This is a genomic window from Bacillus sp. FJAT-27001, assembly GCF_019039175.1.
Lineage (GTDB): Bacteria > Bacillota > Bacilli > Bacillales > Bacillaceae > Bacillus > Bacillus velezensis.
The window spans coordinates 405,134-429,673 of record NZ_JAHOAA010000003.1 but is presented as its reverse complement, the minus strand read 5'-3'; the positions used below and the strand labels follow the sequence as shown (position 1 = coordinate 429,673).

General features: G+C 47.3%; 26 protein-coding genes and 1 pseudogene. 15 read left to right on the top strand and 12 right to left on the bottom strand.

Going from position 1 to position 24,540, the window contains the following annotated elements:
• Positions 1 to 83: 83 nt before the first annotated feature.
• Genes BGM27_RS12390 through BGM27_RS12360 form a run of 7 tightly spaced genes read left to right on the top strand, consistent with a single transcriptional unit; the run spans position 84 to position 6,335 of the window.
• Entirely contained in the window at positions 84 to 1,073 is a 990-nt protein-coding gene (locus tag BGM27_RS12390) for a LacI family DNA-binding transcriptional regulator (protein WP_007407519.1), read from the top strand.
• Positions 1,066 to 1,947: a ribokinase gene (rbsK, locus tag BGM27_RS12385; RefSeq protein WP_007407520.1), complete on the top strand. Its 882-nt coding sequence runs from the start codon at positions 1,066 to 1,068 to the stop codon at positions 1,945 to 1,947. Before BGM27_RS12390 ends, rbsK begins: the two co-directional genes overlap by 8 nt.
• Complete coding sequence (gene rbsD, locus BGM27_RS12380; RefSeq protein WP_007407521.1) at positions 1,944 to 2,339, top strand: D-ribose pyranase; 396 nt, start codon at positions 1,944 to 1,946, stop codon at positions 2,337 to 2,339. The genes rbsK and rbsD overlap by 4 nt, the downstream gene beginning before the upstream one ends.
• 16 nt (positions 2,340 to 2,355) lie before the next feature.
• Complete coding sequence (locus BGM27_RS12375) at positions 2,356 to 3,849, top strand: sugar ABC transporter ATP-binding protein (protein ID WP_007407522.1); 1,494 nt, start codon at positions 2,356 to 2,358, stop codon at positions 3,847 to 3,849.
• Complete coding sequence (rbsC, locus tag BGM27_RS12370; RefSeq protein WP_007407523.1) at positions 3,839 to 4,810, top strand: ribose ABC transporter permease RbsC; 972 nt, start codon at positions 3,839 to 3,841, stop codon at positions 4,808 to 4,810. Before BGM27_RS12375 ends, rbsC begins: the two co-directional genes overlap by 11 nt.
• Positions 4,811 to 4,823: 13 nt before the next feature.
• Positions 4,824 to 5,741, top strand: a complete 918-nt coding sequence (rbsB, locus tag BGM27_RS12365) for a ribose ABC transporter substrate-binding protein RbsB (protein WP_007407524.1) — start codon at positions 4,824 to 4,826, stop codon at positions 5,739 to 5,741.
• Positions 5,742 to 5,801: 60 nt separating this feature from the next.
• Positions 5,802 to 6,335, top strand: coding sequence for an SH3 domain-containing protein (locus BGM27_RS12360; RefSeq protein ID WP_007407525.1), 534 nt, complete (start codon positions 5,802 to 5,804; stop codon positions 6,333 to 6,335).
• A 124-nt stretch (positions 6,336 to 6,459) separates the two neighbouring features.
• Here the strand turns inward: BGM27_RS12360 and BGM27_RS12355 are convergent, their stop codons facing one another.
• The 3 genes from BGM27_RS12355 to alsS all read right to left on the bottom strand — a co-directional run bounded on the left by BGM27_RS12355 (position 6,460) and on the right by alsS (position 9,627).
• Positions 6,460 to 6,984 carry an NAD(P)H-dependent oxidoreductase gene (locus tag BGM27_RS12355; RefSeq protein ID WP_007407526.1) on the bottom strand — a complete coding sequence of 175 codons (525 nt, stop codon included), beginning with the start codon at positions 6,982 to 6,984 and terminating at the stop codon, positions 6,460 to 6,462.
• Positions 6,985 to 7,086: 102 nt separating this feature from the next.
• On the bottom strand, positions 7,087 to 7,854 hold the full coding sequence (gene budA, locus BGM27_RS12350; protein WP_003151318.1) for an acetolactate decarboxylase: 768 nt from the start codon (positions 7,852 to 7,854) through the stop codon (positions 7,087 to 7,089).
• Between the two features lie 60 nt (positions 7,855 to 7,914).
• Positions 7,915 to 9,627 carry an acetolactate synthase AlsS gene (alsS, locus tag BGM27_RS12345; RefSeq protein ID WP_007407527.1) on the bottom strand — a complete coding sequence of 571 codons (1,713 nt, stop codon included), beginning with the start codon at positions 9,625 to 9,627 and terminating at the stop codon, positions 7,915 to 7,917.
• A gap of 156 nt (positions 9,628 to 9,783) precedes the next feature.
• Between alsS and alsR the strand changes: the two genes are divergently transcribed.
• Both alsR and BGM27_RS12335 read left to right on the top strand, forming a co-directional pair.
• A complete protein-coding gene (gene alsR / locus BGM27_RS12340) occupies positions 9,784 to 10,692 on the top strand; it encodes an acetoin biosynthesis transcriptional regulator AlsR (RefSeq protein ID WP_007407528.1) in 909 nt (302 codons plus the stop codon).
• Between the two features lie 194 nt (positions 10,693 to 10,886).
• On the top strand, positions 10,887 to 12,218 hold the full coding sequence (locus tag BGM27_RS12335; RefSeq protein WP_020954345.1) for an arsenic transporter: 1,332 nt from the start codon (positions 10,887 to 10,889) through the stop codon (positions 12,216 to 12,218).
• A gap of 49 nt (positions 12,219 to 12,267) precedes the next feature.
• Here the strand turns inward: BGM27_RS12335 and BGM27_RS12330 are convergent, their stop codons facing one another.
• From BGM27_RS12330 to BGM27_RS12320, 3 genes are all read right to left on the bottom strand, one after another.
• Entirely contained in the window at positions 12,268 to 12,942 is a 675-nt protein-coding gene (locus BGM27_RS12330) for a hypothetical protein (protein WP_007407530.1), read from the bottom strand.
• A gap of 41 nt (positions 12,943 to 12,983) precedes the next feature.
• Complete coding sequence (locus BGM27_RS12325; RefSeq protein WP_007407531.1) at positions 12,984 to 13,877, bottom strand: hypothetical protein; 894 nt, start codon at positions 13,875 to 13,877, stop codon at positions 12,984 to 12,986.
• A gap of 122 nt (positions 13,878 to 13,999) precedes the next feature.
• Entirely contained in the window at positions 14,000 to 15,094 is a 1,095-nt protein-coding gene (locus tag BGM27_RS12320; protein ID WP_007407532.1) for a CotH kinase family protein, read from the bottom strand.
• Positions 15,095 to 15,234: 140 nt separating this feature from the next.
• Between BGM27_RS12320 and BGM27_RS12315 the strand changes: the two genes are divergently transcribed.
• The 3 genes from BGM27_RS12315 (at position 15,235) to BGM27_RS12305 (ending at position 17,049) form a co-directional block, all read left to right on the top strand.
• Positions 15,235 to 15,762, top strand: a complete 528-nt coding sequence (locus tag BGM27_RS12315) for a CotG/ExsB N-terminal domain-containing protein (RefSeq protein WP_038462306.1) — start codon at positions 15,235 to 15,237, stop codon at positions 15,760 to 15,762.
• Positions 15,763 to 15,918: 156 nt separating this feature from the next.
• Positions 15,919 to 16,539 (top strand): flavin reductase family protein, encoded by a 621-nt coding sequence (locus tag BGM27_RS12310; protein WP_007407534.1) that lies wholly within the window; start codon positions 15,919 to 15,921, stop codon positions 16,537 to 16,539.
• A gap of 165 nt (positions 16,540 to 16,704) precedes the next feature.
• Positions 16,705 to 17,049: a DUF4181 domain-containing protein gene (locus tag BGM27_RS12305; RefSeq protein WP_007407535.1), complete on the top strand. Its 345-nt coding sequence runs from the start codon at positions 16,705 to 16,707 to the stop codon at positions 17,047 to 17,049.
• A 7-nt stretch (positions 17,050 to 17,056) separates the two neighbouring features.
• Here the strand turns inward: BGM27_RS12305 and ggt are convergent, their stop codons facing one another.
• Positions 17,057 to 18,634, bottom strand: coding sequence for a gamma-glutamyltransferase (ggt, locus tag BGM27_RS12300; protein WP_007407536.1), 1,578 nt, complete (start codon positions 18,632 to 18,634; stop codon positions 17,057 to 17,059).
• A 207-nt stretch (positions 18,635 to 18,841) separates the two neighbouring features.
• Here ggt and chrS point away from each other — a divergent pair, with 207 nt between their 5' ends.
• From chrS to chrA, 3 genes are read left to right on the top strand one after another with little or no spacing between them, the layout of a single operon-like run.
• Positions 18,842 to 19,318: a chromate efflux transcriptional regulator ChrS gene (gene chrS, locus BGM27_RS12295; protein ID WP_007407537.1), complete on the top strand. Its 477-nt coding sequence runs from the start codon at positions 18,842 to 18,844 to the stop codon at positions 19,316 to 19,318.
• Positions 19,319 to 19,331: 13 nt separating this feature from the next.
• A complete protein-coding gene (gene chrB, locus BGM27_RS12290; protein ID WP_007407538.1) occupies positions 19,332 to 19,922 on the top strand; it encodes a chromate efflux transporter subunit ChrB in 591 nt (196 codons plus the stop codon).
• Positions 19,919 to 20,455 (top strand): chromate resistance efflux protein ChrA, encoded by a 537-nt coding sequence (gene chrA, locus BGM27_RS12285; protein ID WP_007407539.1) that lies wholly within the window; start codon positions 19,919 to 19,921, stop codon positions 20,453 to 20,455. Before chrB ends, chrA begins: the two co-directional genes overlap by 4 nt.
• 157 nt (positions 20,456 to 20,612) lie before the next feature.
• Here the strand turns inward: chrA and BGM27_RS12280 are convergent.
• The 5 genes and pseudogenes from BGM27_RS12280 to BGM27_RS12260 all read right to left on the bottom strand — a co-directional run bounded on the left by BGM27_RS12280 (position 20,613) and on the right by BGM27_RS12260 (position 24,403).
• Positions 20,613 to 21,324: pseudogene (locus BGM27_RS12280) on the bottom strand (endonuclease V).
• Positions 21,325 to 21,454: 130 nt separating this feature from the next.
• A complete protein-coding gene (locus tag BGM27_RS12275; protein WP_007407541.1) occupies positions 21,455 to 21,808 on the bottom strand; it encodes a hypothetical protein in 354 nt (117 codons plus the stop codon).
• Positions 21,809 to 21,820: 12 nt separating this feature from the next.
• On the bottom strand, positions 21,821 to 23,689 hold the full coding sequence (locus BGM27_RS12270) for a ribonuclease YeeF family protein (protein ID WP_007407542.1): 1,869 nt from the start codon (positions 23,687 to 23,689) through the stop codon (positions 21,821 to 21,823).
• Positions 23,690 to 23,708: 19 nt separating this feature from the next.
• Positions 23,709 to 23,969, bottom strand: a complete 261-nt coding sequence (locus BGM27_RS12265) for a YwqI/YxiC family protein (protein ID WP_007407543.1) — start codon at positions 23,967 to 23,969, stop codon at positions 23,709 to 23,711.
• On the bottom strand, positions 23,969 to 24,403 hold the full coding sequence (locus BGM27_RS12260) for a coiled-coil domain-containing protein (RefSeq protein ID WP_007407544.1): 435 nt from the start codon (positions 24,401 to 24,403) through the stop codon (positions 23,969 to 23,971). Before BGM27_RS12260 ends, BGM27_RS12265 begins: the two co-directional genes overlap by 1 nt.
• Positions 24,404 to 24,540 lie beyond the last annotated feature (137 nt).

Below are 24,540 nucleotides of genomic sequence, written 5' to 3'. Positions count from 1 at the left end.
GGTCTCTTTTTTTGTTGCCAACCGAAATGATTCGTGTTACTCTTTTTATGTAAACGGTTACATAAGTGAAGGAGGAGTGTTTGTTGGCAACGATTAAAGATGTCGCAGGCGCTGCCGGCGTCTCTGTTGCCACGGTCTCGCGTGTCCTCAATGACAACGGCTACGTGCATGAAGATACACGAACGAAGGTCATGCTTGCCATGGAGAAGCTGAATTATTATCCGAATGAAGTTGCCCGCTCTCTTTATAAAAGAGAATCCAGACTGGTCGGGCTCTTGCTTCCGGATATTACGAATCCCTTTTTCCCTCAGCTTGCCCGCGGCGCTGAAGACGAGTTGCAGCGGGAAGGATACCGGCTGATCATCGGCAACAGCGATGAAGAATTGGAAAAAGAACTCGACTACCTGCAAACATTTAAACAAAATCAAGTTGCCGGTATTTTGGCGGCCACCCATTACCCCGACCTTCCCGAATACAGCGGCAGCCTTTACCCGGTCGTATTTCTGGACCGGACAAAAGAAGGCGCCCCATCCGTATTCAGTGACGGGCGGGCAGGCGGAAAACGGGCGGCTGAGGAAATGCTTCGCGGCAAAAGCACAAGCATCACGCTTGTCAAAGGCCCAGCCCACCTTTCGACCGCTCAGGAACGTTTTAACGGCGCACTTAACGTGCTGCAAAAAGCGAACGCGCAGTTCAATGTCATCTCCGCCGCTTCATTTTCCATCAAGGATGCCGCCATTTTAGCAGAAGAATTGTTTGCAGCATACCCTGAAACCGACGGAGTCATTGCCAGCAACGACATTGCGGCGGCTGCCGTCCTCCATGAGGCGCTGCGGCTCGGCAAAAAAGTTCCGGAGGAGATTCAGATCATCGGATACGACGATATTCCGCAGAGCAGGCTTTTGTTTCCGCCGCTTTCAACCATCCGCCAGCCTGCATATGAGATGGGAAAACAAGCGGCAAACCTGCTGCTGCAATTGATAAAGAAAGAGCCGCCGAAAGAGACGGCCATTCAAATGCCCGTGACTTACATAAGAAGACAAACGACGAGAAAGGATGATCACCATGAGTGAAATTTGTGTTATCGGAAGCTGTTCTATGGATCTGGTCGTCACATCCGAACGGCGTCCGAAAGCCGGAGAAACCGTACTGGGCACAGACTTTCAAACCGTGCCCGGAGGAAAAGGCGCAAATCAGGCCGTAGCCGCTTCCCGCCTGGGCGCAAACGTATATATGGTAGGAAAAGCAGGCAATGACAGCTACGGAAAAGCGATTATTGAAAACCTGAAGGCAAACGGTGTCAATACGGACTATATGGAAACGGTTACACATAAAAAAAGCGGAACGGCTCATATTGTGCTCGCAGAAGGAGACAACAGCATCGTCGTCGTAAAAGGCGCAAACGATGACATCTCCCCCGATTATGCCAAAAGTGCGCTGGCAAAACTTCCCGGCATTGATATCGTGCTGATCCAGCAGGAGATTCCTGAAGAAACCGTTGAAGAAGTGTGCAGCTACTGCCGCGCGCAGCAAATTCCGGTTATCCTGAATCCCGCGCCGGCCCGGCCGCTGAAACAATCGACGATTGAGGATGCCGCATATCTTACGCCGAACGAACATGAAGCGTCCATTTTATTTCCTGACCGGACGAAAGAAGAAGCGCTCGCCGGCTATCCCGGCAAACTGTTCATTACCGAAGGAAAACAAGGCGTGCGCTACTCAGACGGCACCGCGGAACGGCTTGTTCCCGCCTTCCCTGCAGAAGCGGTCGACACGACGGGAGCCGGCGATACCTTTAATGCGGCACTTGCCGTCGCACTCGCGGAAGGACGGGACATTGAGCAAGCGCTCCTGTTTGCCAACCGCGCCGCCTCCCTGTCTGTGCAGCACTTCGGCGCCCAAGGCGGGATGCCGGCCAGAAAAGAAGTTGAGGAGCTGCTGTCATGAAAAAACACGGAATGTTAAACAGCCACATTGCCAAAGTATTAGCCGATCTCGGGCATACAGACCTCATCGCAATCGCCGATGCGGGTCTCCCCGTCCCTGACGGCGTCCCTAAAATTGATTTGTCCTTAACGGCGGGCGTTCCCGCCTTTCGGGACGTGACCAGCCTGGTAGCCGGGGAGATGGCAGTCGAAAAGGTGATCGCCGCTTCCGAGATCAAAGACGCAAATCCTGAGAATGCAAGTTTCATAGAAAGCCATTTCTCAGCGCAGACGATCGAGTACATGTCCCATGAGGAATTCAAACGGCTCACACAGAAAGCAAAAGCCGTCATCCGAACGGGTGAAATGACACCATACGCCAACTGCATCCTGCAGGCGGGTGTGATTTTCTAGAAAGAAGGGATCCAGCATGCACATCGGCATGACAGACATTCATAAAGCATTCGGCAAAAACCAAGTGCTCTCCGGCGTCTCATTTGAGCTTCTGCCGGGAGAAATCCACGCTTTAATGGGAGAAAACGGAGCGGGCAAATCGACGTTAATGAATCTGCTCACCGGGCTCTACCGGCTCGACAAGGGAAACATTACGATAAACGGAACAAATATGAGCTTCTCCAATCCAAAGGAAGCCGAAAAGCACGGAATCGCCTTTATCCATCAGGAACTGAATATATGGCCGGACATGACGGTGCTTGAAAACCTTTTTATCGGCAAAGAGCTGACGACGGCGTTCGGCGTTTTGGAAACGAAGAAAATGAAAGCGCTAGCAAAATCACAGCTTGAAAAACTGGGAGTCTCTCTTCCTCTTGACCGGGAAGCCGGACAATGTTCCGTCGGACAGCAGCAGATGATTGAGATTGCCAAAGCGCTGATGACAAACGCCGAAGTCATTATTATGGACGAACCGACCGCGGCGCTGACCGAACGGGAAATCAGCAAACTGTTTGACGTGATGACGGCGTTAAAGCGGGACGGCGTATCCATCGTCTATATTTCGCACCGAATGGAAGAGATATTTTCGATTTGCGACCGGATCACCATTATGCGGGACGGCCTCACTGTCGATACGGCGCATATTAAAGGAACTAATTTTGATGAAGTGGTCAAAAAAATGGTCGGGCGGGAGCTGACCGATCGGTATCCGACTCGCACGCCGTCACTCGGCGATAAGGTGCTCGAAGTGAAAAACGCCTCAAAAAAAGGAAGCTTTTCACAGATCAGTTTCCATGTGAGCGCCGGAGAAATCCTCGGCGTTTCCGGCTTAATGGGTGCCGGACGGACAGAAATCATGAGGGCGCTGTTCGGAATTGACAGGCTCGATTCCGGAGAGATCTGGATTTCCGGCCGAAAAACCGGCATTCGGGGTCCGTACGATGCCATCCGTAAGGGACTCGGCCTGATTACGGAGAACCGCAAAGATGAAGGGCTGCTGCTGGATACGTCCATTCGTGAAAATATCTCATTGCCGAACCTGACCAGCTTCTCTCCGAAAGGCATCATTGACCGAAAACGCGAGGCGGAGTTCGTTGAGCTGCTCATCAAGCGTCTGACCATTAAGACCGCATCTCCGGAAACCGCCGCCCGGCATTTATCAGGAGGAAATCAGCAAAAAGTCGTCATCGCCAAATGGATCGGAATCGGCCCGAAAGTTCTCATCCTTGATGAACCGACAAGAGGCGTCGACGTAGGCGCGAAAAGGGAAATCTATTCATTAATGAATGAACTGACCGATCGCGGAGTCGCCATCATCATGGTGTCTTCCGAGCTGCCGGAAGTTCTCGGCATGAGTGACAGAATCATCGTCGTCCACGAAGGGCGCATCAGCGGAGAAATCAATGCGGCCGGCGCAACACAAGAACACATCATGACACTTGCCACGGGAGGGCAGCAGTATGAAAACTGAACCAATGACATCAACTGAACAAAAGCGATTTTCCATTCACACCTTCACACAAAAACTCGGTCCGTTTCTCGGCTTACTGATTCTTGTGCTGATCGTTTCCGTTTTAAACCCGAGTTTTCTTGAACCCCTCAATATTCTCAACCTTCTTCGGCAGGTTGCGATTAACGCTCTGATTGCATTCGGAATGACGTTTGTCATTTTAACGGGAGGCATTGATCTCTCTGTCGGAGCCATCCTCGCCTTATCGAGCGCATTGGTCGCAGGTATGATGGTCTCAGGCATCGACCCGATCTTAGCCGTCATCATCGGCTGCGTAATCGGCGCCGTACTCGGCATGATAAACGGATTATTAATCACAAAAGGAAAAATGGCGCCGTTCATCGCCACTTTGGCGACAATGACCGTCTTTCGCGGACTGACCCTCGTCTATACGGACGGAAATCCGATTACGGGACTCGGTTCAAGTTACGCATTTCAATTATTCGGGCGCGGTTATTTTCTCGGCATTCCCGTACCTGCCATTACGATGCTGATTGCATTTGCAACCCTGTGGGTTCTTCTGCACAAAACACCGTTCGGCCGCCGGACATACGCCATCGGCGGCAATGAGAAAGCGGCGCTGATATCGGGAATCAAAGTGCCCCGCATCAAGATCATGATCTATTCTCTGACAGGTTTATTATCGGCGCTGGCGGGAGCGATTCTGACATCACGCTTAAATTCCGCACAGCCGACGGCCGGGGAATCATACGAGCTGGACGCCATCGCAGCGGTCGTTCTCGGCGGAACGAGCCTGTCCGGCGGTCGAGGGCGCATCATCGGTACACTGATCGGGGTTTTGATTATCGGTACGCTGAACAACGGCTTGAACCTTCTCGGCGTATCATCTTTTTATCAGCTCGTCGTCAAAGGAATCGTCATTTTAATCGCGGTGCTGCTGGACCGCAAAAAATCGGCATAGTAGGAGGACCATTATGAAGAAAGCCATCATCACGATCGCGGCATTATCACTGTTTTTGCTGTCCGCCTGTTCACTTGAACCGCCACAATGGGCAAAACCGTCAAACACAAAACATAAAAAAGAATTCACTATCGGGCTCTCCGTCTCCACATTGAACAATCCGTTCTTCGTTTCATTAAAAGAAGGCGTTGTAAAGGAAGCCAAAAAACGGGGCATGAAGGTCATTATTGTCGATGCCCAAAATGATTCATCTAAACAGTCAAATGACGTAGAAGATTTGATCCAGCAGGGAGTCGATGCGCTGCTGATCAACCCGACCGATTCATCAGCGATTTCAACAGCCGTCGAATCGGCAAATTCCCTCGGCATTCCCGTCATTGCGCTTGATCGTTCAGCCGAACACGGCAAAGTCGAAACGCTTGTCGCCTCTGACAATGTCAAAGGAGGAGAAATGGCGGCTGACTACCTCGCCGATCAGCTCGGAAAAGGCGCCAAAGTGGCTGAATTACAAGGGGTGCCGGGCGCATCCGCGACACGGGAACGCGGAACGGGCTTTCATCATATTGCCGACAAAAAGCTGGATGTCGTAACAAAGCAAGCGGCGGATTTTGACCGTACAAAAGGATTGACCGTCATGGAAAACCTGCTGCAGGGACATCCGGATATTAAAGCCGTGTTCGCCCATAATGATGAAATGGCACTCGGCGCGCTCGAAGCGATTAACAGCTCAGGCAAACACATTCTGGTCGTCGGTTTCGACGGAAATAAAGATGCGATTTCTTCCATTAAAAACGGAAAGCTGACAGCCACGGTCGCCCAGCAGCCGGAGCTGATCGGAAAACTGGCGGCCGAAGCGGCGGAGCAGGTGCTCAAAGGAGAAAAAGTCAAAAAAACCATTTCCGCTCCATTGAAACTTCAAACACAAAAATAACCGGCCGATGTTTAGACTTCCGGTAAAACGTGAAAGGATGAAGTAAAAGGAGAGATACAGATGAAGAAAACAGCCAAAGCGGCATCCATTCTGACCCTTGCAGCGGGAATAACAGCGGCTTCAGCTGCCGGAATAACGCCTCTTCCCGAGACACACGCGCAAGAAGCGGTCAAAATTGACGATCTGTACAGCTACCCGCTTGACTCTTATCTCGTTTCCGCGGAAGCATTGAACGTCAGAACAAAAGCATCAGCAGCCAGTCCGAGAGCTGATACCCTTCATTTAGGCGACAGCTTAAAGATCGTTTCATTCCAGAACGCTGACTGGGCAAAAGTACATTATAAAAACGGAAAAACAGGATTTGTATCTACTCATTATATTGTTAAAGAAGCAACAACCGTAAAAACAACGGCAAAAACAAAAGTATATACAGACAAACAAGCGGTCAAAGCTTCCCTTGCTAAAAACACGAGCGTTTCTTTCCTCGGATGGAAAAAGACAGCCGGCGGCGGCATTGACTTCGGCTGGGCGCTTGTCGATTACGGGGGCGCAACGGGATATATCAGCACAAAAGATCTGCAAAAACTGACATAATATCAAAACGGATTTCGCAAATTCAGCGCGAAATCCGTTTTTTCTTTCTTGAGCAGTCAGAAACGTCTAAGGTTCGAAATATTTCTCAGGAAATATTGTCGGATGAAGATGAATGCATACGACTCTAAAATGGCTTCTTTATGTAATCCGCCAGGCGTTTGGCATTGTCACGGATAGCCGCAGCATCGGCGCTGCTAACCCCGTACATCGCGAAAGCCGGCAAATAGGTCATACCCGTAAAATTAGCCATTGCCTGAAACGGCCTTAAGAGCTCGCTCAGTGAAAAATGGTTAGACCCGCCTGCCTGATATGCATCCTCTCCGGCACCTACGGAAACAGCCAGCAGCAATTCTTTGCCGTGCAGCGCCTTTCCTTTGGAGCCGTAAGCCCAGCCATACGCCAGCACATGATCCATCCATGTTTTTAAAAGCGGAGGCGCACTGTACCAATACAGCGGGAATTGAAATACGATCCGGTCATACTGTTCACACAGCTGCCGTTCCTTTTCCGCATCTATTTTCCCGTCCGGATATTCTTTATAAAGCTCACGGACCGTGATTTCATCATGATTTTTTAATTCTTCTGTCCACGCCTTATTGACCGCTGAGTTGTCCATGTCAGGATGAACCGCTAATACCAATACTTTCACAGCTACCACACCTTTCCCTTTTGACTGTATTTTACCTAATCTTTGCCGGTTCAGCCAAATAAAAAGAAAGCCCCCGAGAAAAATAAGGCTTTCTTTTTTAATTTATTCCGGGCTTCCTTCGGTTGTTTCGATATCCTTCGCAAAATTCGGATTATCTAAATTTGCGTTGAAAAAGTCCGCCGTATTCGGAAGCTTGAGGTTCATATTCATTTTTTGAGAAATGGTCACTTTACAATCTTTAATGACATAGTCAAACACGTGTCCGCCGGAATTGCGTCCTTCATCAATGAAGTGCAGGTGATATCCGGAAACAGCAATGCCGTTTGCGTAACCCGGCGTCCAGAAGCCGGCGATTGTACCCTGAATGTCGTCAAAGTTGAACACAGGCTGTGTTTTTACCGCTTCGATCATCGGAACGTACGGTTTCTCCTGGCGTTCTACCGTTCTTGTCTGCACCTTTTTAAATACGCCGTCCAAACGGATCGCATAAAATAAGTTTTTACTAGGCAGAAGGCTGGCGATTTCCTGCTCGAATTCTTCACGGGTCATTTCGCCGTCGATCGTATGCGTCATATCCGGCGTGAAAAATGTGAATGAGCAGAATGGTGACAGGTCTCCGCCTTTAACAGGCGTAGCCGTTCCGTCGCCGCGCAGACGGTAAAATTCTCCGTCAAATCCGATTAATTCGCCGTCCAGTTTATTGAACGTGCCGATTCCGAAATCACCGAACTTCGGAATGTCAGCCATATCAAAATCTCCGTCATATACTCCGTCCAGCAGAGATGTCATTGTTGATACTTGATAGATCTGATCCTCAGGTGAGCCTTTTTCTCCGCGGCTCATCATATGGATGTCGCTTGCGTTTTTCATATTCCCTTCACTCCTTTTAAATTGGGCTGTTTTAGAAAACAGGTCATGGTGCGCAGAGTGCTAGAGAGCTTTTGCTTTCATTTTTTCTTTGAATTGCTTCGGAAGCATGTCGCTTGATAAATGGACATTGTCACTGTAATCGACAGGAATGTCAATGATGACAGGGCCTTCTGTGTTCAAGCCTTTTTGCAGCACGTCTGCCAGCTGTTCCGGTGACTCAACGCGCAAGCCGGTGGCGCCGAAGCTTTCTGCATATTTTACGATGTCAATGTTTCCGAAATCTACGCATGATGTACGGTTATATTTTTTCATTTGCTGGAATGCGACCATATCATATGTGCTGTCATTCCATACAAGGTGAACGATCGGCGCTTTTAAGCGGACTGCCGTTTCCAATTCCATTGCAGAGAACAGGAATCCTCCGTCTCCTGAAACGGATACGACTTTTTCACCCGGATTCACCAATGTGGCGGCAATCGCCCAAGGAAGCGCTACGCCCAATGTCTGCATGCCGTTGCTGATCAACAGTTTCAGCGGCTCATAAGCGCGGAAGTAGCGGGACATCCAGATCGCGTGAGAACCGATATCGCAAGTGACGGTTACGTCGTCATCAATTGCATTGCGCAGTTCTTGGACGATTTGCAGAGGATGCACTCTGTCGGATTTATGGTCGCTTGGCGCCTTCTCGCTGTCTGTGAGCATCTGTTTTAATTCGCTCAGCACTTCTTGTTCACGGCTGCCCATATCAAATGTCACAGCGTCGTGTTCAATTTGTTTAACCGTAGCGGCGATATCGCCTAATAATTCTAATTCCGGCTGATAGGCATGATCGATATCGGCCTGGATTTCGTCAAGATGGATAATAGCACGGTCACCGTTTACGTTCCAGAACTTCGGATCGTATTCAATCGGATCATAACCGATCGTTAATACGACATCCGCCTGTTCAAGCAGAAGATCGCCCGGCTGGTTGCGGAACAGTCCGATCCGGCCGAAATATTGGTCTTCCAGCTCTCTGGACAATGTGCCGGCCCCTTGGTACGTTTCTACGAAAGGCAGTTTTGTTTTGGCAAGCAGTTTGCGGATTTGTTTTACCGCCTCCGGTCTTCCGCCTTTCATGCCGACTAACAGAACGGGAAGTTTTGCCGTCTGGATTTTCGCGATAGCCGCGCTGACCGCTTCTTCCGGTGCAGGGCCTTGTTTCGGCGCCGGCACGCTGCGTACGTTTTTCACATTTGTGATTTCATTCACAACATCCTGCGGAAAGCTCACGAAAGCCGCGCCTGCCTGACCTGCTGACGCTGCCCTGAAGGCGTTTGTTACCGCTTCTGGTATATTCCCTGTTTCCTGTACTTCTACACTGTATTTTGTAATCGGCTGAAATAGCGCCGCATTGTCCAATGATTGGTGTGTCCGTTTTAACCGGTCGGCGCGAATTACGTTACCCGCCAGCGCCACTACCGGATCACCTTCTGTATTAGCCGTTAACAAGCCGGTCGCCAAGTTGGATGCCCCCGGGCCTGAAGTAACGAGACAAACGCCTGGTTTTCCAGTCAGTCTTCCGACAGCCGCAGCCATAAATGCAGCGTTCTGTTCGTGACGGCATAAAACCAGTTCAGGTCCTTTATCTTTTAACGCATCAAATACTGCATCAATTTTTGCACCCGGAATGCCAAAAACATGTGTGACACCTTGCTCCACTAAGCAATCAACAACAAGCTCCGCCCCCCGATTTTTTCCAGAGGTTTTTAGTTCATTTGTTGCTTTTGCCAACACCCTCACTCCTTATTATGCATATTAAATATAAAATTTTAAGTAATTTGTGATATTATTCACTATACACTCTTTGGAAATTGACCTCCAATATCAATTCGCCGTATGATTAATATGTTTCACGAATAATTAACAAAGAGAAAGGAATGGATAAGGATGGAGCTTCGCCATCTTCAATACTTTATTGCCGTTGCCGAAGAACTTCATTTCGGCAAAGCTGCGCTTCGGTTAAATATGACACAGCCGCCTCTCAGCCAGCAGATCAAACAGCTTGAGAAGGAAGTCGGCGTGACCTTATTAAAGCGCACGAAACGGGTTGTAGAGCTTTCAGCTGCCGGAGAAAGTTTTTTAAAACACAGCAGAAACGCGATCGAAGAAATAGACAAAGCGATTGAAATGGCGCAGAGAACGGCGCGGGGAGAGCTCGGCCGCCTTGTCGTCGGTTTTGTCGGCTCGGCCACATATGAATTTCTGCCGCCGATCATTCGGGAATTCCGCGAAAAATTCCCCTCCGTCAAGCTTGATCTGCGTGAAATTTCTTCTTTCAGACAGCAGGAAGAACTTCTGAAGGGGAACATTGATATCGGCATCCTTCATCCGCCTTTACAGCATTCCGCGTTACATATGGAAAAGGTGCAGAGCAGCCCGTGCATTCTGGCTTTGCCGAAGCAGCACCCGCTTACCGCTAAACAGACAATCGACATTCAGGATTTAAAAAATGAACCGATTATCACACTGTCGAAAGAAACATGGCCGACTTTATACCTAGAGTTTGTAAACTACTGCGAGCAGGCGGGCTTCAAACCGAAAATCGTTCAGGAAGCGACGGAGTATCAAATGGTGATCGGATTGGTTAGTGCCGGCATCGGTGTAACCTTCGTGCCTTCTTCTGCTAAAAAGCTGTTTAATCTCGAAGTCGCCTACCGCGGCATTAATCAGGTGCAGCTCACGGCCGAATGGGTCATTGCCTACCGCAAGGATAATCAAAATCCGATTCTGAAACATTTTCTGGATATTATGAATAAACGCCAGGCTTTATTGCAGGCGGATAAGGAAAATGCATAAAAAAGAGGGCCGCCGAAAGCAGCCTCTTTTTTTGTGCTTTTATGGATTTTTACTAAATTGGTAGAAACGCTCAGTACACCTTACGACCTGTACCCGTATACATACAGTACAACTGATCAGGAGGGATAAAAATAACGGGGCGGCAATGACCCATCTAAAAGGAGGCAGAACACATTACACATATTACCGTCATTTTGACCCTGATTTCTTTCTTTGTGAGCATTATTTTTATATTTTGGAGACCCGGGGGATTAAATGAAGCCGTTCCGGCGTCGCTGGGCGCCATTCTCGTTTTGTTATGCGGAACCGTTTCCTTTCATGATTTGGGGGATATAGGGTCAAAAGTCACCGGAGCATCAATAACCATTATCTCCACAATGATTATGGCAATCGCGCTGGAAAGCTTCGGTTTTTTTAACTGGGCGGCGGCCAAACTGCTTCACCGCGCCAAGGGATCGGGCATCCGGCTTTTTTGGCTGACCAACCTGCTCTGTTTTTCAATGACGCTCTTTCTGAATAATGACGGCAGCGTCTTAATCACCACTCCTATTTTACTATTGGTCTTACAATATCTCGGACTTAAAAGACATCAGAAAACACCGTATTTAATAAGCGGCGTATTAATTGCGACAGCCGCAAGCACCCCGATCGGCGTCAGTAATATCGTCAATTTAATTTCTCTCAAAATGATAGGCATGGACCTTTATTTGTACACCAATATGATGTTTATCCCCGGCACGCTGGGACTGGTGTTTATGGCCTTTCTGCTGTTTGCCGTTTTTTACCGCCGTTTGCCGAAACAGCTCCCCGATATTCCGGTTCATTTTGACTCGCTGGAACACAAACGATATCATCCGCTTCAGCCTCCGCCAGACCCGACCCAAAACAGCCGTACGAACATCATGTTTTGTGTTTTGGCATTTGTATTGTTCGTCCGGATCAGTCTGTTTGCAGCTTCTTACAACGGCATATCCGTTTCGCTCGTGGCTGTCATCAGTTCAGTCATCCTGCTTGGCTGGAGATGGTTTTATTTAAAAATCGGACCGGCAGATTTATTAAGGAAAGCGCCTTGGCATATCTTTATTTTTGCCTTCACTATGTACATTATCATCTACGGACTGCATAATATCGGACTGACGGCGCTGCTTGTTCAGTCTATTGAGCCTTATGTCTCACAAAGCATTGCCCACGCTGCATCTATTATGGGCATTGCTACATCCGTCCTCTCTAATTTGTTCAATAACCATCCCGCCTTAATGATCAGCACTTTGACCTTAACTGAAATGTCCATCGACCCATTAACCGTAAAAATCATTTATCTGGCTAATATTATCGGCAGTGATATCGGATCATTGCTTCTGCCGATCGGGACATTAGCCACGCTGATCTGGATGCATATCATCAGACAGCACGGCGAAAAAGTTTCTTGGTCAGAATATATCAAAACGACCATTATCGTTGTCCCTCTCACTGTCGTGTTTACCATTACCGTTTTATATGTTTGGATCAGTTGGATTTACCTTTAGCTCCCATGAAAAAAAACTGCCTGCTGTATAAGAGAGGCAGTTTTATCATTTATGGCAGGTGCATGGTTTTTAAATGATTCAATTTCCAAAAAACAGTATCGCCGTCTGCATTGGTCAATTCAAGAATATTATCTGAGACATCCTGCAACAGCCCCACTTTATTCGGTATATCTCCTAAATCCAGAATAATCAGCTTCCCGATATATCTTTTTAATTGTTCCTCAAAATTCCGGACAAGGGGCACATTAGCGGGAACAACCGGCAGCTCTGAACTGTTTAATGTATACGGCGTCTGCTCATCGGAATAGGGTGTCAGCCATTTCAAATGATGCATCGAGATGAAAAGAGTCTTATAAACCGGAGAGAAGAAAACAAAATAATCATTTAAAACACTTGTCACATACCCATGAATGGAACGGTCTCCCGTAACAAATATTTCTGTGAATCTGCCTTTTATATGCTGGAGGGTATTCCGGTAAGAAAAGGAATGTTCCTGTTTTTCGGGATGCGGACTTTTTTTTCTTGCGTACGGTTCTTTATTCTCTTCGTCCGGGAGCGTCAATGTCATCCTCTGAAGATGCAGCAGCGGAATATAAAGAAACGTCCGGCCGTCATGAATCACAATGATATCCTGACCGATATCCAAAAGAGTTCCTGAAAATGTCGTATTCCCCGATATCTCAATATCGACTTGTTTATCCAGAAATCTGCTTAATCCAGCCATTTCATTCCCCCCTCTCCCGCGTTTACGGACAATCTTTCCAATCATTTACGGCCGCGTTTCCACCGATAATCTATTGTCCTTAATACAGTGGCGTAGCTATAAGAGTTCTCTTCCTCCCGTTTTGAAGATCGAACGGATCTTGATGATCTTTTCGACTTTTTGGAGGAAGTACGCTGCTCTTCGCGTGATTCTTCTTCATGCGGCTTTTCTTCTTCGGCGCTCTCTTTCTCACCTTTATTCTCGTCGTCTTTATTCTCCTCTTTTTTAGCTGCTCCTTTTGCCCCTTCGCTGATGCTCTTGATATGAAAAGGATAGATCCGCAGCACTTCTTTATCTTTCACAAGAGTGTAGTGGCCGTCGGAATTATCCACAAGTATACCTTCAACTGCTTCAGGACCTCCGCGGTTGATGGATACCCATTTGTGGATCAGGCGTTTAAATATGCCGTGAAAATCATCAGCCATTTCAAATTCCGGGCGCTCCTCCTCTTGGCCGTCCTCTTCTTGTTCCGCGCTGATGCTTTTGACATGGTCGGCGTTAAAATATACAATTCCGTCATCTTCTGTTTCCAGCACGAGAAAATCATCCCCTGTTTCGTGAAGCTTTCCTCTTTTCGATTCCGGACCTCCCTGATTCAATTGCACCGTGCGATTGGTCATCCGGCTGATCAGGTCTTGAAAATCATCAGCTTTTTCACATTCTGCCGCTTCGGCCGGCGATACGGTTTCACTCGTATTTTCCGTCACACTTTTCACGTGTTTCCATTGATAATAAACGATTTTATTATCAACCTGAAGAGCGATATAATCCGATTGAATGTCTGCTAATCTCCCTGTCTTGGACTCCGGGCCTCCCCGGTAGACAGTAATCACTTTTCCTTCCATTGCATGCAAAAAGTTGTCATCAGACCGCTGCCGCTTCGTATTGCGTTTCATCTATTGTCCTCCTAGTCATTTTTCTCATAATGTAAAAAGCATAATGCATATATACGTATCACGATTATTTTCGGGAACTGATTCACCAGCCTATTTGTAAAAAATCTTTCTTCATTTCCAAATCAGATATTCCACCGCTCTAACTCACTGCTGATGAAGGCTGACCGCTCCTTAATGTATTCGCAAATCACTTCAGGCTCCCGGTCAAAGCAATCAATCTCTTCTTTCTTATATGGATCCTTCGCGACATGCGGCCTGATCTGCTCATACAGTGACATGACCTTCGGCTTCATATGTTCAATGGTAAACCGGGTCTGAAGCGTCTCTTCCAAAAGCCGTTTGTACGCTTTGCGGAAATACGGTTCATCCAGAAGCCTTGCAGTCAAGGTATTAAACCCTTGTATTCTGACATAATCGGCCTCCATCCGATCACCATGAATGTCTCTTCCCCACGTCGCATCGTAATCCCACGGAATGACTTCAAAAAGTCCCGTTTCATGATTCCGGTACAAAGCGTAATTATGAACAAATCCATCGTAGTTTGAGGTAAACACGATGCCCGCAAGCCACCGCAAATACTTATCGACGTCCAAGTGTTTGACGATCTCCCCCTTGAACTCTGACTTCGGCACGGTATTAATTTTATAGATCATATCCTGCAAGTATAAATCGTCTTCTTTCGTTCCCGTTTTCTTTTCATAACCAAGTTCGAGCGATGTTTTCGTATCCCGCTCCAGATCACTGACGAGGGAGAAATTGGCGTCGTCATCAACCGCGTAAAAAACAGCGCCGTCCGCCAAATTCCGTTTCGCCAGAAAATATTCATCCACTGACTCCAGCTCAAGATACACCCCCTCATGTCTGCCATTGATTTGCAGGGTTACGAAATTCGCCTTTGGTGACAGCGTCCCAAGCTCCGCGAAGAAATCGAGAGACAGCTTATTCCGCATCATCGACGGATCTTTGTATTCAGCGTTTAAATGTATCTCTTTCGCCCTGCGAAATGTTTTCGGCGAATAAAAAGCGATATGATACGATTTTTTCTTAAAATCTCTTATATGAGAGCCGCGGTACGCCAGATCAATGTCAAGCCGTTTTTGATTCACTCTCAGCACCGCGGGCACCGGATCATCATCCCAAATGTCTTTTTTCAGCTCCATTAAGTCTTTCGGGTGAATAAACAGCTGGTATAGAGGCAATGTTGATTGGTCTTTCATCGGTAAACCTCCCTGTATTAATTTAGGCTGTGCTTTTTATATAAAACTCAGCGAATCACACATACACTTTTTTCATTCATGCGTACTATGTGGTAGTAAGGATCGCATCCTTAAAACATATATCATGAGGAGGTTTCAAAATGGGCCACTATTCCCATTCTGATATCGAAGAAGCAGTAAAGTCCGCAAGCACCGAGGGATTGGAAGATTATTTGTACCAAGAACCAAAAAGCAGTAAGAAGAGAAAATCTCGCAAGCATAAAAAATCCCGTTCTCACAAAAAATCTCGTAGTCATAAAAAGTCCCGTTCTCACAAAAAATCTCGCAGTCATAAAAAATCGTGCCGCTCTCACAAAAGATCTCGCAGCCATAAAAAATCCCGTTCTCACAAAAAATCTCGCAGCCATAAAAAATCCCGTTCTCACAAAAAATCTCGCAGCCATAAAAAATCCCGCTCTCACAAAAAATCTCGCAGCCGTAAAAAATCATGCCGGTCTCACAAAAAATCTCGCAGCCACAAAAAATCATGCCGCCGCAAGAAAAAACGCACGCAGAAAAAAACTTATCGTCCTCATAAAAAAGACCCTTGCAAAAAAGACGATTACTGCAGCAAAACAGAGTACTGGAAAGACGGGAACATCTGGGTTGTAAAGAAAAACTACAAGTAACACCATTCGTAAATAGGCTGCCGGCTAAACGGAAGCCTTTTTCCTCAATCAGATATATGCCACGTGATAAGATATGCAGCCGGTTTTCTTTTGTTGTGTTTCCGAATTTTCTTTCTGTATAATCAGGTCATACGATAAAGAAAGGCGGCCGAAATCATGCATATCTTACGAGCAGACGAACTGAACGCAAAAGACACTTACAAATTGCTTTCGGGCACAGTTGTTCCCCGGCCGATCGCATTTGTCACTACGCGGTCATCCATCAACGGCGCCGTAAACGCGGCGCCCTTCAGTTTCTATAACGTTGTCTCCGCAGAACCGCCGCTTCTGGCCATCTCAGTCAGCCGCGCGGACGGTCGGCAGAAAGACACCGCGAGAAACGCAATCGCTCATCGGGAATTCGTGGTGCACGTCAGTGATGAGTCCATTATTGAAGACATTAACAAAACGGCGGCAAGGCTTGATCCTGATGTCAGTGAACTTGGCATGACAGACTTTTCTGTGACAGACAGCGCTTGCATCAGCGTTCCCGGTATAAAAGAAGCAAAAGTGAGGTTTGAATGTATACTCGAACGCCATCTTCCGTTCCAAAATGACAGCGGAGAAACGACGACAGACCTCATCATCGGCAGAGTCGTTTGTTTTCATTTGAATGACCAAGTATATGACGCCGATAAAGGCTACATACGGACAGATGAGCTGAAGCCTGCGGCAAGGCTCGCGGGGAACGAATACGCCAGACTCGGGAAGACATATACACTTGTACGCCCGACCTGAAGCAGGAACCATTATAATAGAAGAAACTAGTCAAAAAGACCCCTTTCGTAAGGGGTCTTTTTTGAGTCTTTTACCATGTAACTCAGCCTAATGTCTTATAGAATGCCGAAACTTACAAGGCCCTCACCCGTATGAAACGAGTGACACATTTTTAGGAGGCAGACGATGGATTTCATTCAGTTACTGGTTTTTTCAGCCGTATTTATTTTGCTCAGCCTTATGTTTCAAGTATTTGCCGTCAAAGTTCTCAATTTGCCAAAGCCTGTTAAAAAGCAGAAGCCGATAAACGGCACACATCGATTAATCGAAATCACACTGCTTATTACGGGCATCGCAGCGGTGACTTTTTTCAATGAAATGTACGGATTTGCGGGAGTTGTTTTCATGCTATTTTTCTGCAGCGGCTTAATGGAATGGCGGCACCGGCGGGAGGAAAAGCAATATGTGTACGATTCGTTTTACGCGGGTCTTTCTGCCGCGCTTGGCGTGCTTATTTTTTTCATCAGTTAGCGTAGCTCTATACTCCTGCGGCCGCTCCGTCGCCGCGCGGGTCGGCCCCGCCTTGGAGAAAGCCTTCTTCATCAATGACGATCGCTGCCGCATGGCCCATAAGCCCGTCAAAATCACCAACGGTCTCGACGCGGTGGCCGCTCTGCCTTAGGGCTTCTCTCGTTTCAGGGCTGATTCTGCTTTCAACCCTCAGCCCTTCATACTCCTCTCCCCATGTCCGTCCCCAGACCCAGCGCGGCTCATTGATCGCCTGCTGGGGGTCCATTTTGTAATCAATGATGCGCGTAATCATCGCTGTCTGAGTTTGCGGCTGGCCTTCTCCTCCCTGGGTTCCGTACAGGATGTGAGGCTTTCCTTCTTTACAGGTCATCGCCGGCATGAGGGTGTGGAACGTCCGCTTGCAGGGTTCAAGTGTATTGACATGGGATCCGTCCAGCGAAAAAAATGACCCGCGGTTTTGCAGCAGAATGCCCGTCTCCCCCGCTGTAACGGCAGATCCGAACTCGAAATAGAGGCTCTGAATAAAGGAAACGGCATTTCCTTCCGCATCGGCGACGGCGGCATAAGCTGTGTCGCTTCCGACCGGCCGGCTTACCGCCGGCGCAGCCACGTTACCGATTTCTTCCGCAAGCTGCTTTGCATACCGTTTATCAAGCAGCCGATCCAGCGGAATATGAGAAAATGCCGGATCAGTCAGCACTTCATTCCGGTGCTGAAAACTCTTCTTCAGCGCCTCGATCAGCAGATGATAATAGTCAAAGGAACCGTGTTCGATCTGAGAAAAATCATAGTTTTCCAATATATTGAGCGTCATTAAGCCTGTAAAACCCTGTGAATTCGGCGGAGCCTGATAGATTTTGCACCCGCGGTAATCGGAGGATACCGGGTTCGTCCACTCGCCGCGGTGGGCTTTAAAGTCATCAAGTGTCAGACGGCCGCCGTTGTTTTGCAAAAAGGATGTAATGCGTTGAGCGAGATCTCCTTCATAAAAAGCGCCTCTGCCTTTCTCGGCAAGCTGCTCCAAGCTGGCCGCCAGATCCTTCTGGACAAACCGTTCACCGGGCATGGGCGCTTTTTTGTTTCTCGTAAAAATGGCCGAGGTGTAAGGCGTCGAGGCTAAAAGAGCGAGATTACGTTCTGTGTGGGCGCACTGGTCGGCGGACACCGGAAATCCGTTTGCCGCATAATCAAGAGCTGGCTTCAGCACCTCAGCGAGCGAAAGACGCCCGTACGCCGAAAGCACGGCATCCCAGCTGTCCGCCATTCCCGGAACGGTAATGGCGCTTTCTGTCCCGCGCAGAGGGATCGCTTCTCTGCCCCGATACAAGTCTCTCGTCACATGCTTCCCTGAACGGCCGCTCCCGTTATAAGCTTTGATTCGTCCCGTTTCTTTATGGTAAGTGAGCCAAAATGAATCCCCGCCAAGACCCGTCATATGCGGATACACGACTGCCAGACAGGCGCTGACCGCCACTGCCGCGTCAAACGCGTTTCCGCCCTTTTCCAGAATGCCGGCCCCCGCCTGAGAAGCGAGATAATGCGGACTGACGACCATTTGTTTCGTTCCGATGGTTGAAGTATTCATGGCAAGCCCCTTTACAAATTTTCTCAATTATAAAAAGCGGCTTCGCGGCCATCCACATTCCTGAAAGAAAATCTCACACACTATTTACTTTTCGATAAGAAATAATTCTAAGTCATTACGTATCGAAAACAATACAAATTTTCTTCCTTCATACCGTAACGTTTCATGATACAATAATGTTTACCAAATGAAGGAAGGTGAAGCGGGTTGGAACATGAATACAGCATTCCGAATCTTGTCCTTGATGAAACGGATAAACAGATTCTTTCGATTTTGCACGAGGAAGGGAGGATTTCCTATACAGACGTAGGAAAGCGGGTTAACCTGTCGCGAGTGGCGGTTCAGCACCGCATTCAGCATTTACTGGATGCCGGTGTGATTGAAAAATTCACCGCTGTCATCAACCCGGCGAAAATCGGCCGCCATGTGTCCGTGTTTTTTAATGTGGAGGTGGAGCCGCAGTATTTGGAGGAAACCGCATTAAAGCTTGAAAAGGAGCCGGCCGTGACAAGCCTTTATCATATGACCGGACCGAGCAAGCTGCATATGCACGGCATTTTCGCAAATGATCAGGAGATGGAAGAGTTTTTGACAAAACGGCTCTATACGCAAAAAGGCGTCGTCAGCGTCGACTGCCAAATGCTGATTAAACGGTATAAAAGCAGAACGGGCATGAAGCTGTAAGGAGGACATAGCCATGAAACATCCCTATTGGGACATTACGGCGGCGATGGTCCGAACGGGCATTCTCGGATTCGGGGGCGGCCCGTCGGTGATCCCGCTCATCCGCCATGAAGCCGTCAATAAGTACAAATGGATAGATGATGATGAATTCGGAGAAATATTAGCGATCGCTAATGCGCTTCCCGGACCGATTGCCACAAAAATGGCTGCGTATCTGGGCTTCAAGCTGAAAGGCACGTTAGGCGCAATCTTGGCAACCCTCGCCCACATTCTGCCTACATGCCTTGCTATGGCGGGCTTGTTTGCCGCTGTCAATGTCTTAAGCCACTCAGCAATTGTTGCCGGCATGATTGGCGCCGTCACCCCGGTGATCGCCGTCATGCTCGGCATCATGGCGTACGAGTTTGGCCAAAAAGCGCTAAAAGGTTTCGGCTGGGTCACGGGCATTCTGTTTTTTATCATCGCTTTTATCGGCCTGCAAACGTTACAGATCAATCCCGGCTTTGTCATTATCATTTTCTTAGCGTACGGTGCGTTTCATTTTAAATTAAAGGACAAAATCACAAATAAACGTTCAAAAGATAAAGGAATGTCTGCCTCATGATCATGATTTATGTATTTATGGCGTTTTTTGCCGCAAACGTACTCGGATATGGAGGCGGACCGGCGTCGATCCCGCTGATGTTTGAAGAAGTCGTCAACAGATACAGCTGGCTCTCAAACGATCAATTCTCAAATATGCTCGCGCTTGCGAACGCATTGCCGGGCCCGATCGCCACCAAAATCGCCGCGTATGTCGGCTACAGCGCAGGCGGGTGGCCCGGGTTCCTGATTGCGCTGATCGCCACCGTCGTACCGTCGGCGCTCGCATTGATCGTCCTCTTGCGCATCATTCAGCGCTTCCGCCAATCTCCCGTCATCAAAGGTATGACGCTGTCCGTCCAGCCTGTCATCGCCGTCATGATGCTCATTCTTACCTGGCAAATCGGCGCAGACGGCATCAAAGCGATCGGCTGGGTTCAAGCGATAATGATTGCGGGGATTTCCCTCCTTGCCTTGACAAAATTCAAGATGCATCCGGCCTTCCTGATTATCGCGGCGTTTTTGTATGGAGGTCTTGTGGTTCCTCATTTATAGAAAAAAGCACCTGGACAGGTGCTTTTTGTTTCAGTCCCGATATGTTGTTCGATATAGATAACTGTTTCTTCGTCTATGCTTCTTACATGTGGTTCCTGTCATCCCCCCAGATGGCCTGATCAATAAAAAACATTTGCAGCCTCCCGGACTGCAAGTGTTACACGTGATTTTTCCGATAAAACGTTCGCAAAACATGCGTTTCAAGGTCAGCCAGACGGACAGGGATCGGCAGCCTGCTGTCTCGATTGATCATTTTCATTGTGATCTGATAGCTGCTTTCTAAATCAATGTTATGTCCGCAAGACAAGAAGATAGGCTTCACGTCCCGCCGTGTCCGAAGCGCCCGGCCATATACCTCGCCGTCAATGAGAATATCGGTGTAGGCGCCGACTTCATTTTCGGGCATCTCAAAATCGCAGCCTTTGATTTTGAGATAGGTTTTCGCAATCCCAATTGTAGGCTTACCCAGAAAAAAAGCCGCATGGGTGGCAACGCCCATATGATTGTAATGCAGATACCCGTTGCCATCAAACAAAAACACATCCGGCTCCGCCTCCAGCTTTTCGGCCGCTTCAATGATCAGCGGCAGCTCGCGAAACGCAAGAAAACCGGAAACATACGGCACGCTGATTTTCCCCATGCTGTGCACTTTTTCAATCACTTCTTTTGTATCAGCGTCAATCACGATGATACTGCATACGCCGTACGGTTCCCCGTCCTGATCCCAATAAGCGAGGTCGACGCCTGCGCAGGTTGACGGAGTCTGGATGGATGACGGGGGATAGGTTGATTTTATGTATTAGGGATTGTTGTGTTTGAACAAATTCTTCTTTGCTTAGTTTGAAAAGATGTATTTGTTTAACATGCATCTAAAATCAATCCTACCTCTTGTTAACTAGTGTCTTTTTTTTGTATTTATTTTCACTTTAAAAATTCTAGTTTAAAAACTTGCAGCTTCAGGCCCTGCAAGCTTTTTTAATAGTTTAAATGAATGTTTAACTACATTTCATTATTCGTAACTTTGTTTAATAAAGATTCTATATTTTCAACTATTTCAATATGGCTATTTGACTGAAATTCACACACAGGTTGATCCCAATCCTCATTTTGTATCAAAACTAGTTGATAAAATCCATTAGCATCCGCATCTGGATACCACCCTAAATCAAGTAAATAATTTTTACGAGAGTATGTTAATTGCAATAAATCTTGTGAAAAAAATAACCACTTTTCATCGTCTGGATCTAGGTTTTTCGGATCAATTTCTCTAAAACTGTTTTGATTTATGGTCCACCCTTTTGGAATCCTTAAGGATTGTAAACTTACTTCTGGCATTTTTTTTATCTTTCTCATAAAAGCCTCCTATTACTTATCAATACCAAGTTGTTTTAAATACTTACCCAATCGACTTCCAGCAATCGGATGACCATGATATTCACCACCAGAAAACTCCGCTCTAATCCAGCTTGTTGGTGTACCTAGATCATAACCGACTGTTTTTCCTGCATCATAAATAAAATAATAGTTGTTATTTCCATTATCAATAATATGACCTTTTAGAAGTGCCTCTTTCTCTAAAGCTTTGTTATTCACATTTGGTAAGTACTGAGCAGATTTTTTACCTGTCATACTAAAACGTTTTGCTTCTTCAGGTGTTTTAGCCTTAACATGTTTATGTCCATGCGGAGTAAACGAAGCATTATTAAGCATCGTTCTAAATTCTTTGCGACCATAATATCCATCATGCGCTACTTTATCGTGATTTTTAGAAATATTAGGACTATGAGATTTTCCCTTACGGACGCCATCACTAACCATCTTCACAATCCCAAGATCTTTCACAGCAGTCGTTTTCACATCAGCATGAATGATTGGGAAAGTTTCGCCATCCGGTGTGACAGTCTTGTGGACACGAATTTTTACATTCGTCGGTACTTTGAATTCTTTTACTTGGTCTAGAATCTTTTTTCCTTTTTCAACTTTTGATGCTTGTGGCGATTTTGCAAGCGGTATGCCTTTGTTTACATGCTTCGCCAATGCACCGGCTCCAACCAAACTCAGCGCAGCTTCCAGTGCCCCTTGCTTCCGCTTCTCCTCGGACACTTTGTTTCCGAACATATCTCTGCCTGTGACGGCTTCGGAGAATCCGTTTGAGGCGACAAGGCCGTATGCGCCCATTTCTGTCATTTTGAGAATGTCTAAGGATTTTCCTGTTTTATAGGCATCTAAAGCATGTTCTGCGGCAATGACGGCTTTTCCGGTTTTGTAAATGGCTTTTCCGCCTTTGAAAGCGCGGCCCGCCCAGCCGACGACCGGTATGAATCCGGCGGCGGCCATCGCTCCTGCTGTGACGCGTTCTGCGGTGGAGAGCCTTTCTCCGGTCACCGGATCAACGCCTTCGGCTGCTCTTTTATAATCATAATAGCCGGTGACTTCGCCGGTAAAGTTGCAGATTCCGTCCCATGTTTTTTCGTACCATGGTTTATTGGCTTCTTCTTCAGCCTTTTCCTGAAGCCGTCTTGCTTCAGCCTGCTGGGCTTTTGCGTCAATATAGTCCGTTCCCTGTTTTTCTGTCGCCGTGACGCTTTTGTAGATTTCATTGCTGTGGAAGGCTTTTTTGTCATAGTACATAGGGGATGCGCTTTTCCCGTTGCTGGTGGCCTGCATGAGAACAGAATATTTGCTGAGCACTGCGTTGTCCAGAGATTCTAAGTTTTGATATTCAGCGGTCAGGGATTCATCAAGCGTATCGACTGCCGTGATCGTGTCGCGTCTGGTTTTCTGGGCATCGCCCATTTTATCAGCGTAATCATCCAGCGTATATGTGTCGAGATGAATAATATCGCTGATGCCTGACAAAATTGAATCGATTTCTGCTTTATGAGCGGAGACAATCTCTGAAGCTTTCAAATCCGCGTTGGGCAGCTCATGCTCCAAAAATGAAGTCTCCACATATGTATCGCTGAGTTCTTGATCTTTAATGTCACCTGAAATGCCATTTAAAAACGCAATTTGAGCAGAGACAAGCGTCAGCCAGCTGTCGGCGATTTCCGCTTGTCCCTGAAAAAAATCTTTTATATTGTCTGCGCCTTTCCCTTTCAAAGCATCACCCAGATCGGCCACGCCTTGAAAGGCTTGTTTGAGCGCACGCAGCTGCTCTTCAAGGGCTTCGTATTGTTTCTTTCTCTTATCTGCTTCGTCCGTTAACGATTGTGATTCAAACACTTTGCTCATCGGCAAGTCCTTTCTTTCGTTATTTTACGGCGATCGCCTCGTCCTGTTCCTTCAAAGAATCTACGTTGTCTTTAACGTCCGCGATATTCTTATGAACGGCCTGCTTGTATTCGCTGATCATCGATACAAGCTTTGCCTCGCGGGATTGGTATTTGGAGGTATAGTCGAGCTTGTTTTTTCCGTTTGAACCGGCGTTCCCGATCGAGACGGCCTCCAAAGCGCTGCTGACGGATTCAAGCTGCTTCATGACGGTTCCGTATTTGAGTTTTATTTCTGCCATTAAAACCAACTCCAGCTTCTTTTGATTGATTGTATTTTTTCTCCGACCGTGTCAAGGGCTTCTTCTCCCAGCGTCAGCAGGTGCTCTGCCTCTCTCGCAATGCTTCTGGCGGCAAGGAGCCCTCCTTTTTCAATTTCAAGCTGTGTCATCTTTAAGCCGATTCGGTAAATATAACCGTCGTATTTGTCTGTGACGATTCTGTATGCTTCTGTATGGGCCTGATCGCGCCGGTCATCAAATTCTTCAGCAAAAGTGCCGGTCCAATGATGGTCCAGGTGCGGCCTCAGGATGTCCCTGATTTCAGATACGCCCTCTTCCTGCAGAGATTCTATCTCTCTTTTCGCTTCTTTTAATTTATCAATTTGGTGTTCAACCTCGCCCAGTTTATGGCTGATCGTGCTGTTAATATGGCTTAATGTGCTTGAATGGCTCATCTGTTTTCACCTCGTCTTACGCAAAAAGTCGTACAAAAAGCACAGACTTTTCCATACTATATTTCCATATATTATATTTTAAAATAGACAGAAAGCAGCTTAAATAGGTTAAATGGCTTATTTTCAGCAGCCGAGAT